The sequence below is a fragment of the Flavobacterium sp. FG139 genome (assembly GCF_057809695.1).
The window spans coordinates 126,223-141,882 of sequence record NZ_JBMDKL010000005.1 but is presented as its reverse complement, the minus strand read 5'-3'; the positions used below and the strand labels follow the sequence as shown (position 1 = coordinate 141,882).

Below are 15,660 nucleotides of genomic sequence, written 5' to 3'. Positions count from 1 at the left end.
TATATTTTGAGATGTATTAATTCTTTAAGTTGTTTAAATTTTTGACATAATAAAATGGATTCAATAACAATTTCCATTTGCTAACCCTAATAATGTTATTTGCATTATTTGAATTCAGCCTGCCAATTCCGACTTGAGCCAGTTTTAATGCAATTTTATACAAAGTAAATGGATTTTTTATTCCCATCTTTAAAAAATTGGAATATATTTTAGATTCTATGCCATTATACTTCTCCAATTTTTTGGACAACCTATTAGGATCATCATCTTCTCGATATAAGGCTAGTGGTTCTGAAACGTAAAAGAGTTTATGTTTAAAAAACATACGTTGATAAAAATCAACATCTTCGCCTACTAAAATAGACTCGTCAAATAGAATAGCGTCAAAAACTTTTCTTCTAAATAAAGGTGTTGGTGATTTTATCACCCAAATACCCAAGGCATTCCAAAAAACATTCCCTGATCGATGATGTGCTTTTGATTCGTTAGCTCCTATTATTTCTCCAGTTGGCACATCCTTTCCATCTATAATCAAAGCCGAAGAATGCACACAATCGACATCAACTTTATCTTCTAATATCGCTATTTGCATTGCTATTTTATGAGGTAAGAATAAATCGTCGTCGTCTAAAAATGCTATAAAATCGCCTTTAGCAACCGAAACCCCAAAATTTCTTGACGACGAAAGTCCGCCATTAGGTTTAAAATGATACTTACATTGCGGGTATTTTGAACAAATCTTTTCAGCATAATTACTCTTAGAGCCGTCATCAACCACAATAATTTCGATGTTTTTATAGGTTTGATTTACTACCGATTGTATAGCCGAATCCAGATAAGTTTCTCTATTATAAGTAGTAATAACAACACTAACTAAGGTATTATTTTCCATTGAAAAGCTTTTTGATTACCAAAGGAATTAATTTTTGAAAATACAGCTTTTTTAATTCTTTATTATTTTCAAACACCTTTACATTGAATACTTCTTCTTTATTTTTCCAAAGATAATTATTAAAATAATAGGTTATAAAATTGGAGTATTTATCGGGGAAATTATAGTATTTTAAGTAAAAAACCAATTCTTTATAGGTCCCAATTAATTGTTTTCCAGATGAGATTTTAGTGGTAGTAGAATCTTCATGTCGTCTAAAATAATTTCGTTTTTTATTTAAAAAGGCAAATGATGCATTTTGGAGTAAAAAAGTCCAAAGAAATAAATCAGAACATTGCCTGTGAATAAATACTTCGTGTGGAATTTCACCCTTAGGTTTTCTAAAAACAACCGAACTTCCATTGGTTATGTAGGTATTAAAAGGCATTTTATCTACAAAGACCGATCCTTCAAATACTTTATATTCACCCTCTTTTACGGCTAAATCTTTGGTTCGCCTGTCGGAATTTAAGAGGAATTGTTTATTAACATCTACATAATTACTAGCACAAAACACCAAAGCACAATTTTTATGTTGTTCTAGAACTGCAATTTGTTCTTCAAGAAAATTTACATCTGAGTAATCATCGGTTTCAGCAATCCAAACATACTCCGAATCGGCTAAAGCAATTCCTTTTTCCCATGAAAAATAACCACTTTTAGAATTTACTTCATTAACAATAAAATATTTAATCTTAGTTTTATTTTGATTTACAAAATCGGTTAAAATTTCCAAACTACCATCTGTAGACCTATCATCAATAATGATTAATTCCCAATCTTTAAAGGTTTGATTAACAATAGAATTCAATCGGTCCGATAAAAAGGCTCCATGGTTGTAGGAAGGAAGTATGATGGAAACTTTTGGCATTATTTTTTATTTTAACGACTTTGAAATTTAAGTGTACTATTATAACAAAAGTAACTGCTTATTTATGATTTAAATAACAGAATTATGTTTCGCATGCGTGTCATACCAACCTGGTATAGGCTGTTTAGTGAAGATTTTCAATACTTTAAAAGCAATCTTACGCAGAAATTTATTGGTTATTTTACCATTGTCACCAAACAGTTTATAGCCCATAAAAATCCATTTATAGTGCTGGATTGCGGTAGTATAATTGACCCAATTTTTAGGTAAATCTTTACCAAACAATCCGGTTGCTCCTGCTTTGAATTCGTAATTTATATATCGACCTTCTTCCGTGTTAATCGGTTCTTTTTGATTTCCAATATTTTGTTGATTGACAATTTTAAAAGTATCAAATCCATTTTTAGTGAATAATCCAAACTCTTCTTCTAATTCTTTAAAGGAAACTTTTTCAGATTCTATGGAAATGTAGCTTGGTTTTTGTTGAAAATGAAGTAAAGATTTTAAACAAACCCGGTCCATTCCTTCAATATCAATTTTTAAATAGTATGGAATTCCGTATTTCTCCAAACATTCCTTAAAATTAACTTTTCGAACTTCAACAATTTCATTTTCGGTGCCTTTTTTCTCATTTCGTTTTGCCCAATTACTGTCGATGGTACCCCAAACACTCATGTTTATATTTCTGTAGAAAAGAATATTGGGATTGGTACTATCCGAATCAAATTCAGGATCAATTATGGCACCTTCGACAATAATTAGTTTTTCCTCTTTAATTTCATTGGCAAATTTGTTTTCACAAAACTTTACTAATTCGGGATTGGCTTCAAAGGCAACTACATGAAATCCTTTTTTTAAATAGAAATCCGTATCTTCACCTTTATGCATCCCGACATCAAACACCACTTTTATATCTTTATTCATGCTTATTTAGTATTTTGTTCCAACAATCGACTATTGTTTTTTCTTCCATTTCCATGCTGTATTCTTTAAGAATAAATTGTGAAGCTTTCCTTCCTTTTTCAATAAAAGGCTTGTTATCACTTTCATATTCTTTAATTACTTTTTCAAGTGTTTTTGCAAAGGCTAATACATCTCTATCTTCAACAGGATAACAAAAATCTTCTTTGAAAAATTCTTTTCCGCCTTTACCAGAATACCCAACTACAATACAACCGCATGCCATAGCTTCTGCAGGAGGCATTCCGAAACCTTCATTGATACTAAAGCTTAAAAACAAAGCACATTCTCTAAGATTATGAGCCACTTGTTGTTCGTTCATATTGTGAATTTCAACCAATTCCCAATGTTCTAATACGCCTCTAAATTTTAAGATATTAATTACTTGAACTAAGTCAACTCTTAACCTTCTGGGCATGAAAGCTATTTTCTTTTTTTTACTTTCTGTTGGGTAAAAATTCTTAGAATCTATACCATATCGTACTCGTTCCACCTTCATTTGTGGAAACACATAACTGATATACTGCTTAGCATCTTCAGAATTTACAATTGTGGCAATTAACTCTTTATTTAAATAAGGAGTAGTACTATTTTCTAGATTTAAATCGTGATGAAAAAAGGTTTGATAAGCACCTTGGTTGTAAATTATTTTTTTATTTCCTTTTAAAAGTTCTGCAATATTTGGCCCGTATACTTCTGGGAAAACAAAAATATCAGAGTTTTGTATTTGAATATCTGCACTTGTATCAATTCTAAAAGATTTAATTTTTTTTGCAATTTTTTTTAAACTGAATTTTAAAAACTGTACTAAATTATGCGGTTTCTGATCTACTTTAATTAATTTTTCCAAATCATTCAAAATAGTATAATGGTATGCAACCTTAGTATTATTAGAAAACCAAGTGCATTTAAAACCACACATTTTATGTAAAATATAAGCATTAAACCCGTTATTATTTAACACATCAACTTGCCTGTAGAGTTGTTTAATTCCGCCTGTTGGAGTGTTAATATCGGGAGTAATAAAGAAAATTCTATCTTGCTTCATAGAGACACATCTTATTTATTGTAAAAATTCACATCAAAATCGATGTATAATTTACTTTCTTCTACTGGTACATTTCTACCAGTATTATAATAATCGCCATCCATAACTTCAAAATATATAGCATTTTGAAGCCAATCGGCTCTTCTGCGATCTACATAAATATCGGTACTGATGTAATAACCTCCTTGATTCAGTATTAATTTATCAATTTTAAAAATTACTTTATTAAAATTTTGAATTACTGGTTTCTCATAAATTGAGTCACTCAACCATATCAATCGCTGCCCAAGGTTATCATCGATTTTTAAATCAAATCTAAATTTTGATGTATCAATTTGATCCGGATTATCAATATCAAATTCGATGTGAAAAGGTTGCCCAAGTTGCGGTTCTAAAGATTTATTTTCTCCGTAAATAGTAGCATTTACAATTTTAACTTTACCCGTTCCGCTTCGTTGTTGGTAGTCTTTCAAAGACTTAATGTTAGCACTATTTTTGAGGTATTCTTGAATGGATTTATCAGAAGCGCCTTGAAAAGCAATTTGTCCATTGTCTAATACAATACCTTTATTGCACAAATTTTGAACAGCCGCCATGTTGTGACTTACAAACAACACTGTTCTACCTTCACCTTTAGAAATATCACCCATTTTACCCAAACATTTCTTTTGGAATTCGGCATCTCCAACCGCTAAAACCTCGTCAACAATAAGAATCTCACTTTCTAAATGAGCCGCAACTGCAAAAGCCAAGCGCACATACATGCCCGAAGAATATCTCTTTACTGGAGTATCAATATAACGTTCAACTCCTGAAAAATCGATTATTTCATCGAGTTTTCTTGTAATTTCTTTTTTGCGCATTCCAAGAATAGCTCCATTGAGGTAAATATTTTCCCTCCCTGAAAGTTCGGGATGAAAGCCAGTACCTACTTCTAGTAAACTAGCAATTCTTCCTTTCACTTTAATTTCTCCGGTTGTAGGACTTGTAACTCGAGAAAGTAATTTTAACAATGTACTTTTTCCGGCACCATTTTTTCCAATTACACCCACAGCATCACCTTGATTGATTTCAAAATTGATGTCTTTTAAAGACCAAACTATATTGCTAGCGCCTTTTTTACTTCGATCATTAGTTTCACCTATTTTTAAAAAAGGATCTTCTTTTCTTAAAATTTTTGTTTGCCAAAAACGATCAATATCTTTAGATAAAGTTCCAGAACCAATTTGTCCAATTTGGTAGGCTTTTGATAGATTTTCAACTTTTATAATTGGCTTACTCATTAGATGGTATCTACGAAGTTTTTCTCCGTTTTATTAAAAATTAACACTCCTAAAAACAAAAACACAAAAGTCATAAGTATTGAATAACTAATACTTTCTAATGAGAATTCGCCTTTACCCAAAAAAGCATATCTAAAGGCCTCAATAATTCCGGTCATTGGATTGAGATTTACCCATTTACTATATCCCTTCTCTTCGGCATAACTTAATGGATAGATAACGGTTGTAGCATACATTAGTAGTTGTACGCCAAAAGAAACTAAAAAAGTCAAATCTTTATATTTGGTAGTAATCGCAGTAATAATTAGTCCTAATCCTAACCCTAACAAAGCCATAAGAATCACTAAAATTGGAAAAAATAGAATGGCAGGTGTGATATGAAAACTCGCCCCATCTTTTGGAAACAAATAAAAATATAACATCATAAAAAAGAACAAAATCAATTGAACTCCAAACCTAACCAAGTTACTCACCACTATACTTAGGGGCATAATTAATCTTGGAAAATAGACTTTACCAAAAATACTTGCATTATCTTTAAAAACGGTACTGGTTTTAACCAAGCAATCAGAGAAGTAATTCCAAGAAGTAATTCCGGCCAAATAAAACAAGGGTTTGGGTAATCCATCAGCACTTATTCCAGCTAAATTTCCAAAAACAAACGTAAAAACAATGGTGGTAAATATGGGTTGTATAAAAAACCAAAGAGGCCCAAGTATGGTTTGTTTATAAAAACTCACGAAGTCTCTTTTTACAAACATGTATAACAAGTCTCTATAACGCCAAAGGTCTTTAAAATTAACATCAAAAAGAGACGAATGCCCTTTTATGACTAAATCCCAATCGTTTGATTCTTCGGTAGATTTCATTTAATTGTATCGAAAAGTTTATGTTAAATAGGCTTTGAAGTAAGCCGATTTTAAAAAAAACAAATATAGTAATTTAACATAATTCTATTTCGTTAAACTTTGTTTTAATTTATATTTGTTACCTTGTGTAAAAAATAAACCTATTTTGCTTTTCTTTACTAAAAATAAGACCTCTTTAAGAGATATTATACCTTCGGGATATGTTGACATACATTCGCATTTACTTCCAAAAATTGATGATGGAAGCAAGTCGATTGAAGACACTTTAGAACTAATTACTGTGTTAAAAGAATTTGGATTTCACGAATTCATTACCACTCCGCATGTAATGCATCACGTTTGGGAAAATTCAAGAACAATTATAGAAGAAAACCATCAAAACACTACTGCTCAATTACTATCAAACGGTATTAATAATTCATTCCAAGTCGCTGCAGAATATATGTTGGATGATAATTTTAATAAACTATTTCAAAACGAAAAACTTTTAACTTTAAAAGAAAATTATGTTTTAATTGAAATGTCTTATTTAAATCCGCCTTTACAACTTTTTGACATATTATTTGATTTACAGGTAGCAGGATATCAGCCTATTTTAGCCCATCCTGAACGTTATAATTTTTACCATCATTCCCTTGAAGATTATAAAAAATTGAAACGTGCTGGTTGTTTATTTCAGTTAAATTTATTGTCCTGTGCGGGATATTATGGCGTCAATGTTTCTAAAACAGCCGATTATTTATTGAAAAATAATTTTATCGATTATGTAGGATCCGATGTGCATCACACTAAACATGTAGAGTTCTTTAATAAAAAAATTGTCTTGAAAAACCTCGATGCTTTAAAAGAGGTAATTCAAAACAATTTGTTTTTTAAATTGTAGTATTATTTATTTTTCAGAAAAATAGCTTTTAGTTTATCTATTAGCGATTGTTTCTTTTCTTCCACTCCATAACCATAACCGTAGCCATAACCGTAACCATATCCGTAACCATATCCGTAAGAAGACTGTTTTATTTCAGTATCGTTTAACAAAATGGACATATTAGGCAGTTTATTATCTTTGTATAATGTTTCTGCAAATTTCAACATTCTTTTATCTAAGTAATTAGCTCTCATGACATATACAAATGAATCGGCATTTTTAGCAATTAAGAACGTATCAGTCACAACACTAACTGGAGCTGTATCGACAACTATGTAATCAAATTGTGATTTCAACTCTTCAAACATCAGAGTCAGTTTGTGATTCATAAGTAACTCAACTGGATTTGGTGGAATTACTCCCGATGGCAAGGCATAGAAATTAGTAAAATCTTTAACTTTAACAATGTAATCTAAGATACTATCGTTAGGTTTAGCTAAGTAATTTGTAAGACCTTTAGAAGGCAAGTCGATGTATTGATCTAATTTTGGATTTCTAATATCCAGCCCAATAACTAAGACTTTCTTACCCGACAATGCTATTGTTGTAGCCAGATTGATCGCACAAAACGTTTTTCCTTCTTTAGGAATAGACGATGTTATAAATATTGTTTTACATTTATTTTCTGGCACATTCGCCAACATAAATTCTAGATTAGTTCGGATCATTCTAATCGCTTCCGCAGAACTCGATCGACTATTCGATTTAATAATTTCTTCATTTGAGGTCGATTTTGGCAAATCACCTAAGAAAGGAATAGATACATTTCCTTCAATATCTTGTCTGTATTTTATTTTGGTATCAAACAACTGAATTAAATAAATACACAAAATTGGAATTAACATTCCTAATACAAAAGCACCTAAATAAAATACATTTCTATTGGGAGAAATAGGCCCTGTTACATAAGCATAATCAATAATCTTTGCTTTTGGTGATGTCACTGCTAGCGAGATTGCCGTTTCTTCTCTTTTTTGCAATAGATATAAAAACAAGGATTGCTTAATTCCTTTTTGCCTATCAATACCATTATAAATTCTTTCGTGGGTAGGAACACGTCCTACTTTACCATCAAAAATTCGTTTTTGGTTTAATAGTTCTTGTTTGTTAATATTCAAATCGGCCGCTCTACTTTTCAAACTTTCAATAATATTAGTTTTCAAAGCCGTGAGCCTCACATCTATATTTTCAACTCTAGGATTTTTGTCTTTAGCACTGTTGGTGATTTTTTTTCTTTCCAGAATTAATGCATTATACATTTGTATGTACTCACCAGACGTCTCCGTAGAATTAATAATGTCAGTTGGAATCAATTCAAATTGTTTAACACGCTCAACTTCATTAAGCATGAATTGACCCACCTTTAACTGGGTTTCAATTGCAATTAACGATTTATCATAATCTTCAGCTTTGCTCAAATTAATTTCAGCATCACCTTGTAAATCTGTTAATCGATTTTGTTTTTTATAATTTTCAGCTTCCGATTCAACGTCATCCAACTCTTTAGAAATAATTTCTAACCTTTGATCGATAAAATCTTTGGTGTTATTGGCGACCAAATTTCTATCGGTTATCGCATCTTCGTTGTATTGTTTCACTAATACATTAAGAAAGTCAACACCTCTTTCTGAAATTTCATCATTTATAGACAAACTGATAACATTTGTTTTTTCTTGCGATGTGGCTACCAGTTTAGAAGAAAAACTTAAAGCTCTACTTTCTAATTTATATTTTATAAAATGAATATCGATTTCATCCAATTTCTTCACTTCCTTGTTAAGAAAAACAGAAAAAAGGCCTAGCGAAGATTTTATTTTTTGACCAAATCGATATTTCAACTTGCTGCTTTTAGCATCATTTGAAAGGTAAAAATAGTTTCTATCAATTACACTTATTACAAATGAAGTATCTTTTTGATAATAATTCTCATCCTTATTGAAGAAGAGCACTTTAACTGGCGATGTCTTGTACATTTCTCTAAATACAACTCTTCCTTCGCTAAAATAAGCAGTTTCCAAATCCAATTCTTTAACTACATTTTGAGCTAAAGTTCTCGATTTTAAAACAGCTATTTCATTTTCAACGTTACTTTTCCCTGAAAATATATTTAGGTCGCTAAAGGCTGAAAGTTCACTTGTTCCTCCTTTTTTCTCATCTTTAATTAATATAGAAGAAGCAACTCCATATTGAGGAATGTAATACCTTAAATAAAGATGTACTAATGAAAGGGAAGCAATTACAAGAATCAAAAATAATTTCCAATATCTTAGATAATTAAAGACTTGCTCTTTAATATTAAACTCGTTATGAGCATGATTTGACTCTCCAACTGGTAGTGGCGTATTCTGCATATTTATTTTAATATTAATACAATAGTCAATCCAAGACCAAGTAATGAAACAATTGAAGCGAAATTAGTACCAAACGTTGCCGACCCTACTTTTGCGTTACTAGGTTCTACATATACAACATCATTTTGATCTAAATAATAGAACGGAGAATTGACAAAATCTGCTTTGGTAATATCAATTCGGTTGTAGGTTTTTATTCCTTGATAATCTCTAACTATCAAAATATTCTCTCTTTTTCCAAATATCGTCAAATCTCCTGCTTTCGCCAAAGCATCAACCAGAGTAATTCTTTGACTGTCAGATGTGATTGTTCCTGGCTTTACAACTTCTCCTAAAACCGAAACTTTAAAATTAACAATGCGAATGTTAATTACTGGATCTTTAATGTAAAGTGCCAACTTTTTCTTTAAAACTTCTTTAAGATTGATTATTGAATATCCGGCAACAGTTATTGTTCCTATTACTGGAAACTCAATATTTCCGTTATTATCTACAAGATACGTTTGTTTTTGAATCAAAAAATTACTGGCAGTAGTGTTGTTGTCTTTTTTTTCGTCTACACCAAGAGTTTCTAGATTAAATGGTGCTGATGCTTCTGGTTCAAAAGAAGAAACATTGATATACAGCATATCATCATTCTGAATTATTGGCTCATAGTTATTGGAAGTATTATTAAAATTTTGATTGCCTTGAAAATATACAATTTTCTTTTTTGAAACACAAGACGTAACCAAGATTAGTAATAATAAGTAGACAAAATACTTTTTCATTTATTTTTTAATTTTTACAAATATATTAAAGACTTTTAAATAAAGCTTTATTTCGAGGCAGTATTAGTTTAGGTTAGTTAACATCTAGCGTTTGAAAAATTGAATTTAAGCTTTTAAATTCTGGCACTATGGCTTTCATTTTTGATACTAATTTTTCTAAATCACCCGAAGAAGCTATTACAATAAGCTCTTCTACACTTTGATTTACTACAATAAATTCATCACAAACTTCAACTGCAATCATAATTTTTTCATGATGAGTTGCCAAATTTTTAGCTGAATCATTTAAAAGTTCTTCGTATAATTTTTCACCAGGACGTAGTCCTACAATTTTTATTTTTATTTCCTTTTCAGGAATGAAACCTGCCAATCGAATCATCTTTTTGGCCAAATCAATAATTTTGACTGGTTTTCCCATATCAAAAATAAAAATTTCTCCTCCATCTCCCATCGAACAAGCTTCTAAAACCAGCTGACAAGCTTCAGGTATGGTCATAAAATACCGAATAATTTCTGGATGAGTTATCGTTATGGGTCCGCCTTCCAATATCTGTTTGGTAAACAAGGGCACAACCGAACCATTAGAACCTAATACATTTCCGAAACGAGTAGTTATGAATTTGGTGTACCGCTCAGAGTTGTTTTTTTTATGTTTAAAATGTTTTGACTGAACATACATTTCAGCAATTCGTTTACTGGCACCCATAATACTACTAGGGTTGACAGCCTTATCGGTAGACACCATAACAAATCGCTCCACATGGTATTTATTTGATAAATCAGCAACATTTTTTGTCCCCAAAACATTGGTAAAAATGGCTTGAGCTGGATTTTCTTCCATCATCGGAACGTGCTTATATGCAGCGGCATGATAGACTACGTCGGGCCTATAAGTATTAAAAATTGTATCTAAATTCTCATAATTTCGAACATCGGCAATAACATTGATTACTGCGACAGAGAGATTCATCCCATTGATTTCAAGGGATAATGAATTAAGAGGTGTCTCTGCTTGATCTAAAATAATAATCTTACTTGGATTAAAATGCAATACTTGTCTGACAATTTCACTTCCTATAGAACCTGCTGCTCCAGTAACTAAAATAGATTTTCCATTTAGTTTTGCAGAAATAGACTCGGTATTCAATACGATAGGTTTACGTTCCAACAAGTCTAAAATATCAAAACTCTTGATGTTTTTAGTGATTTCTTTTTGGTCATCCCAATCGGAAACAACAGGCAGTGTATACACTTTAAAACCATACTCTATACACTCATCTACCAATACTGATCGCTCTTCTTTGGTCAAACTTTTATCGGCAATGATTAATGCTTCAACTTTTTTGGAACGCATTAAAACGGGTATGCTTTTTTTGATTTGGAAAATAGGTAGATTCAAAATCCTTTTGGTCGAATTCTGATTGAATTTATCAATAAAACCAACCAATTTAAACCTGCCCAATTCCTCTGCATTTAAAGCGTTAGCTACTGCCGAAGCATTGGCATCTGTTCCATAGATTATAGCTGTAGTCTTTTTCGTAGTATTGGCATTTTTAAACAACAGTTCAAATATTTGTTTTACTATTATTCTATAAAAAAACAAAAAACTAAACGATAAAACAGCACTAATAAAGGCTCCAGTAGTTAAATAAACTTTGGGTTTGTCTAATAATATTACAAAAAAGTTTAAAATTAACAATACAGCAAACGTAGAGAATTGTGAAAAGAACAATTTCAGCGCGTCTATGTAAGAAGAATGTCTAATAATACCTGAATACGTTCGATAAATCCAGAAAAAAAAGACATTTACAAAGACTTCAAATGTGATAGCAAAAGGAATATGTTCTTTTGGAATGTAATTCAATCGAAGTCCTTGAAATAAAAAATACGTCAAAATACCCGAGAATAAAACAACTGACAAATCAATTAGTAGTATAATCCATCGGGGCAAATAACTTAAATTTCTAAAACTAAATTCAGTATTTACATCTGAAAAAGTTTTAATTAAATCCAAAAACAAATTATTTCGAGTAGGTTGATTCAAAGCGTATTTATTTTCAATGGAGTAAAAATAACTAAAAAAAAGTTCTTAAAAAAAACTTAAAATTCTTTTAAGCTAATTTTTATTCTTTCTTTGTCTTCATGTGACAAGTTAGATCCTGAAGGCAAACACAAACCAACATCAAATAAATGTGCTGCTATGCTTCCTCCATAATAAGGAGCCGATTGAAATATGGGTTGTAAATGCATTGGTTTCCACAACGGACGACTTTCTATGGTATTTTTTTCGAGCAACAACCTCATGTCTTCTCGAGATTTACCTTGTTTGTCACTATCAATAGTAATAGCCGTCAACCAATGATTGGAATAAAAATTAGTATCAGGTTCTGAAAAAACAGAAATCGCATCATTAGAAGAAAAAAGGGCTACATAAAATTCGTGCATAGCTCTTCTTTTTTCAATATGATCGTCTAAAACCTCCATTTGTCCTCTACCTATTCCGGCACAGATATTACTCATTCTATAATTATATCCTATTTCACTGTGCTGGTAATGTGGTGCAGCATCACGAGCTTGAGTGGCTAAAAAAACAGCTTTTTCTTGAAGCTCTTTGGTTTTCGTAACAATAGCTCCACCTCCAGAAGTCGTGATAATTTTATTTCCATTGAACGACAATATCCCAATATCGCCAAAGGTGCCGCATTTTTGGTTTTTGTAAGAACTTCCCAAGGCTTCGGCACTATCTTCTAAAATGGGAATCTCATATCGATCAGCTATACTTCGAATTTCATCTACTTTAAAAGGCATACCATATAAGTGTACCGCGATTATCGCTTTTGGCCTTTTACCTTTAGAAATTCTGTCTTTTATTGCTTCTTCAAGGGCATTCGGACAAATATTCCAAGTTTGGGATTCGCTATCAACAAAAACCGGAGTTGCTCCTAAATATACAATGGGATTCGCAGAAGCAGAAAAAGTCATGCTCTGACAAATCACCTCATCACCAGCTTGAACGCCTAATAAAATTAGACCTAAATGAATCGCTGCCGTTCCCGAACTCAAAGCTCCAACAAAAACATTCTGGTTGAGATATTGTTCCAAATCGTTTTCAAAACCAGTAACATTGGGTCCTAACGGCGCTACCCAATTGGCATCAAAAGCTCCTTTAATATAATGTTGTTCGTTTCCTCCCATATGTGGAGAAGAAAGCCAAATTTTAGACATGTTCATTATTGTTTGTATTTTATTATTTTACCTGGATTACCAACTACTACTGCAAAATCTGGAACATCTTTAATAATAACTGCTCCAGCACCAATAGTAGCCCATTTTCCAATAGTTATTCCTTGAATTACAGTAGCTCCAATACCGATATGAGTTCCTTCACCTACCTTCACATTACCGGCTAACGAAGCTCCTGGAGATATATGTGCAAAATCATCAATAACACAATCGTGATCAATGATGGCTCCTGTATTAACAATAGCATGCTTTCCTATGCTAACTTCTGGATTTAAAACAGCACCTGCCATGATTACGGTGCCTTCACCAACAACAACACTTTTAGAAAGTATCGCTGTGGGATGAATTGCTGTAGGGTAATTCACTTTTATTTGACTCGATATAGTTTGTCGAACCCGATTGTTACCTATTGAAATGATCATGTTCTGAATCGTACTGAGATCAAATTCGGAAGAGAAAACAACTGGTATTCCAAGAACATGCTCAAATTTAGGATGATCATCAATAATTGCGGTGATATTTACCGAACTGGCAAGCAAAATATCAACAATCACTTTTCCATGACCGCTAGCCCCATAAAGTAATATGTTATTTTCCATCAAACGGTTCTATAGTTGCTGCATTTTCTGCATTAATTCCATCACTTTTTAAGACCTTGAATATTGTTTTAATTAGAATTTTTACATCCAATAAAAACGAAACATGATCGACATACCAAACATCATATTCAAATTTTTTATCCCATGAAATGGCATTTCTTCCATTAACCTGTGCCCATCCTGTAATACCCGGTTTCACATCGTGTCTTCGCATCTGAAATGCATTATACAAATGTAAATAATGGGTTAATAAAGGCCTCGGCCCTATCAAACTCATGTCGCCTTTTAAAACATTAAACAACTGTGGAATCTCATCTAATGAAGTTTTACGAACAAAACTTCCAACTCGTGTGAGTCGTTCGGCATCAGACAACAAGATTCCAGAAGCATCTTTTTTGTCGTTCATGGTTTTAAATTTGACAATCTTAAAAACCTTACCTTTTTTGCCTGGACGAGGTTGAACAAAAAAAGGCTTTCCTTCATTTGCAATACCTAAAAACAAGGTTACTAACAAGAAAATCGGAGATAAAATTATCAAACCGAGTAGCGCAAAAAGGAAGTCAAAAGTTGGTTTCAGTACAGAAGTATACATTAAAAACATTTTTGTAAAAATAGTTATTTTTTTGAATACGAACTACAAATACTTAGAATTACATTATGATTTTACAAGGCTTTTTCATACTCATCCACCAGTGCTTCCCAAACAATCTTTTGCTCGTATAATGCTACTATCTGTGGTCTTGAATTGACTTTTAGAGCGTGGTAAAAATTGGCATCATTATATACTAATTGCATCGCATTGAGTATGGCAACACTATCTTTTACTGGAATAATGATTCCGTTTTTAGCGTCCTGAATTATTTCGTTACAACCATTAATGTCCGAAACTATGCTAGGTAAATTCATCGCTCCAGCTTGCAAAACTACATTGGGAAATCCTTCGCGATAACTCGGAAAAACGAGACAATTAGAAACTGCCAAATAAGGTCGAATGTCGTTTTGAAAACCAACTGAAACTATAGACCCATTGGATTCTATAGCTTGTACTGTTGACTCTTTCAATGGATCTAAATCAGATTCAAACGGGCCTACCAACAGCAACTTAACGGCTTTATTATTGTGAGACAACACCTCAAAAGCTTCAATCAATTCGTTGATGCCTTTATCTTTTACCAATCTTCCCACAAATACAAACACAAAATCGGTTTCCAAAAAGTCGAGCTCTTTCCTTAAAGTTTCTTTTTCAATTTCTGAAACGGAGTTGGGATGAAAATAATCCACATCTATTCCGTTAACATTTCCGTTAGCAATGATGTGCAAAGGTTTTTTTGTAATTTTATAATGGATCAAATCATTCTTCACCCCATTTCCCTCAGGATAAATCGTTGTGGCAAAGAAGCACACTAATTTATCCATGGCTATTAAAACACGCTGTAACATTCCTGTTTTACTCGGAAAAATCAAACCTGTAAAAGTATGTATACGCACGGGAACCCCAGCAAAATAGGCTGCCGTCATCGATAGCAATCCTGCTTTTGGTGTTATAGAATGTACGATATAAGGTTTTTCTCTTCGGAATAAAAAATACAATTTTAATAAGGAAACCATATCTTTTATTGGCGAAATACTTCGACTCATTGACACAGCTACGGTTTTGACACCTTCGCGCTTGGCCACCGTTTCTAAATGTGCATCTTGACCCGATACCGCAATTACCTCAAATTTTTGATTCAAATAAGCCAGTTGCCCTTTGAGTAAAATATCTAAGGACATAGCAACAGTAGCGGTACGTATAAGCTTTTTCAAATCT

The 15,660-nt window shown here is 32.1% G+C and carries 14 protein-coding genes; 1 reads left to right on the top strand and 13 read right to left on the bottom strand.

The window, feature by feature from the left end; genetic code table 11:
• Positions 1 to 16: 16 nt before the first annotated feature.
• The 6 genes from ACODSI_RS06090 to ACODSI_RS06065 form a co-directional block, all read right to left on the bottom strand.
• A complete protein-coding gene (locus tag ACODSI_RS06090; protein ID WP_488915946.1) occupies positions 17 to 892 on the bottom strand; it encodes a glycosyltransferase family 2 protein in 876 nt (291 codons plus the stop codon).
• The gene (locus ACODSI_RS06085) at positions 882 to 1,802 is read right to left on the bottom strand and encodes a glycosyltransferase family 2 protein (RefSeq protein WP_488915945.1); all 921 of its coding nucleotides are present in this window, start codon (positions 1,800 to 1,802) and stop codon (positions 882 to 884) included. The genes ACODSI_RS06090 and ACODSI_RS06085 overlap by 11 nt, the downstream gene beginning before the upstream one ends.
• Positions 1,803 to 1,871: 69 nt before the next feature.
• Positions 1,872 to 2,726, bottom strand: a complete 855-nt coding sequence (locus tag ACODSI_RS06080; RefSeq protein ID WP_488915944.1) for an FkbM family methyltransferase — start codon at positions 2,724 to 2,726, stop codon at positions 1,872 to 1,874.
• Positions 2,719 to 3,810, bottom strand: a complete 1,092-nt coding sequence (locus ACODSI_RS06075) for a glycosyltransferase family 4 protein (RefSeq protein WP_488915943.1) — start codon at positions 3,808 to 3,810, stop codon at positions 2,719 to 2,721. The genes ACODSI_RS06080 and ACODSI_RS06075 overlap by 8 nt, the downstream gene beginning before the upstream one ends.
• A gap of 11 nt (positions 3,811 to 3,821) precedes the next feature.
• Complete coding sequence (locus ACODSI_RS06070) at positions 3,822 to 5,093, bottom strand: ABC transporter ATP-binding protein (RefSeq protein WP_488915942.1); 1,272 nt, start codon at positions 5,091 to 5,093, stop codon at positions 3,822 to 3,824.
• Positions 5,093 to 5,962, bottom strand: coding sequence for an ABC transporter permease (locus tag ACODSI_RS06065; protein WP_488915941.1), 870 nt, complete (start codon positions 5,960 to 5,962; stop codon positions 5,093 to 5,095). The genes ACODSI_RS06070 and ACODSI_RS06065 overlap by 1 nt, the downstream gene beginning before the upstream one ends.
• Positions 5,963 to 6,107: 145 nt before the next feature.
• On the opposite strand from ACODSI_RS06065, the gene ACODSI_RS06060 reads away from it, so the two are divergent.
• Positions 6,108 to 6,845, top strand: a complete 738-nt coding sequence (locus ACODSI_RS06060; protein ID WP_488915940.1) for a tyrosine-protein phosphatase — start codon at positions 6,108 to 6,110, stop codon at positions 6,843 to 6,845.
• 2 nt (positions 6,846 to 6,847) lie between these two features.
• Here ACODSI_RS06060 and ACODSI_RS06055 read toward each other — a convergent pair whose 3' ends face one another.
• From ACODSI_RS06055 to ACODSI_RS06025, 7 genes are all read right to left on the bottom strand, one after another.
• Positions 6,848 to 9,238 carry a GumC family protein gene (locus ACODSI_RS06055; protein ID WP_488915939.1) on the bottom strand — a complete coding sequence of 797 codons (2,391 nt, stop codon included), beginning with the start codon at positions 9,236 to 9,238 and terminating at the stop codon, positions 6,848 to 6,850.
• 2 nt (positions 9,239 to 9,240) lie between these two features.
• Positions 9,241 to 10,008, bottom strand: a complete 768-nt coding sequence (locus ACODSI_RS06050; RefSeq protein WP_488915938.1) for a polysaccharide biosynthesis/export family protein — start codon at positions 10,006 to 10,008, stop codon at positions 9,241 to 9,243.
• A gap of 73 nt (positions 10,009 to 10,081) precedes the next feature.
• Entirely contained in the window at positions 10,082 to 12,022 is a 1,941-nt protein-coding gene (locus tag ACODSI_RS06045; protein WP_488915937.1) for a polysaccharide biosynthesis protein, read from the bottom strand.
• Between the two features lie 86 nt (positions 12,023 to 12,108).
• The gene (locus ACODSI_RS06040) at positions 12,109 to 13,239 is read right to left on the bottom strand and encodes a DegT/DnrJ/EryC1/StrS family aminotransferase (protein ID WP_488915936.1); all 1,131 of its coding nucleotides are present in this window, start codon (positions 13,237 to 13,239) and stop codon (positions 12,109 to 12,111) included.
• The gene (locus tag ACODSI_RS06035; RefSeq protein WP_488915935.1) at positions 13,239 to 13,850 is read right to left on the bottom strand and encodes an acetyltransferase; all 612 of its coding nucleotides are present in this window, start codon (positions 13,848 to 13,850) and stop codon (positions 13,239 to 13,241) included. Before ACODSI_RS06035 ends, ACODSI_RS06040 begins: the two co-directional genes overlap by 1 nt.
• On the bottom strand, positions 13,840 to 14,442 hold the full coding sequence (locus tag ACODSI_RS06030) for a sugar transferase (protein ID WP_488915934.1): 603 nt from the start codon (positions 14,440 to 14,442) through the stop codon (positions 13,840 to 13,842). The genes ACODSI_RS06035 and ACODSI_RS06030 overlap by 11 nt, the downstream gene beginning before the upstream one ends.
• 71 nt (positions 14,443 to 14,513) lie before the next feature.
• Positions 14,514 to 15,656: a glycosyltransferase family 4 protein gene (locus tag ACODSI_RS06025; RefSeq protein WP_488915933.1), complete on the bottom strand. Its 1,143-nt coding sequence runs from the start codon at positions 15,654 to 15,656 to the stop codon at positions 14,514 to 14,516.
• Between the last annotated feature and the right edge of the window lie 4 nt (positions 15,657 to 15,660).

Coding starts and splice junctions, on each gene's coding strand:
- ACODSI_RS06090 (WP_488915946.1), bottom strand. CDS start 892: ATGGAAAATAATACCTTAGTTAGTGTTGTTATTACTACTTATAATAGA.
- ACODSI_RS06085 (WP_488915945.1), bottom strand. CDS start 1,802: ATGCCAAAAGTTTCCATCATACTTCCTTCCTACAACCATGGAGCCTTT.
- ACODSI_RS06080 (WP_488915944.1), bottom strand. CDS start 2,726: ATGAATAAAGATATAAAAGTGGTGTTTGATGTCGGGATGCATAAAGGT.
- ACODSI_RS06075 (WP_488915943.1), bottom strand. CDS start 3,810: ATGAAGCAAGATAGAATTTTCTTTATTACTCCCGATATTAACACTCCA.
- ACODSI_RS06070 (WP_488915942.1), bottom strand. CDS start 5,093: ATGAGTAAGCCAATTATAAAAGTTGAAAATCTATCAAAAGCCTACCAA.
- ACODSI_RS06065 (WP_488915941.1), bottom strand. CDS start 5,962: ATGAAATCTACCGAAGAATCAAACGATTGGGATTTAGTCATAAAAGGG.
- ACODSI_RS06055 (WP_488915939.1), bottom strand. CDS start 9,238: ATGCAGAATACGCCACTACCAGTTGGAGAGTCAAATCATGCTCATAAC.
- ACODSI_RS06050 (WP_488915938.1), bottom strand. CDS start 10,008: ATGAAAAAGTATTTTGTCTACTTATTATTACTAATCTTGGTTACGTCT.
- ACODSI_RS06040 (WP_488915936.1), bottom strand. CDS start 13,239: ATGAACATGTCTAAAATTTGGCTTTCTTCTCCACATATGGGAGGAAAC.
- ACODSI_RS06035 (WP_488915935.1), bottom strand. CDS start 13,850: ATGGAAAATAACATATTACTTTATGGGGCTAGCGGTCATGGAAAAGTG.
- ACODSI_RS06030 (WP_488915934.1), bottom strand. CDS start 14,442: ATGTATACTTCTGTACTGAAACCAACTTTTGACTTCCTTTTTGCGCTA.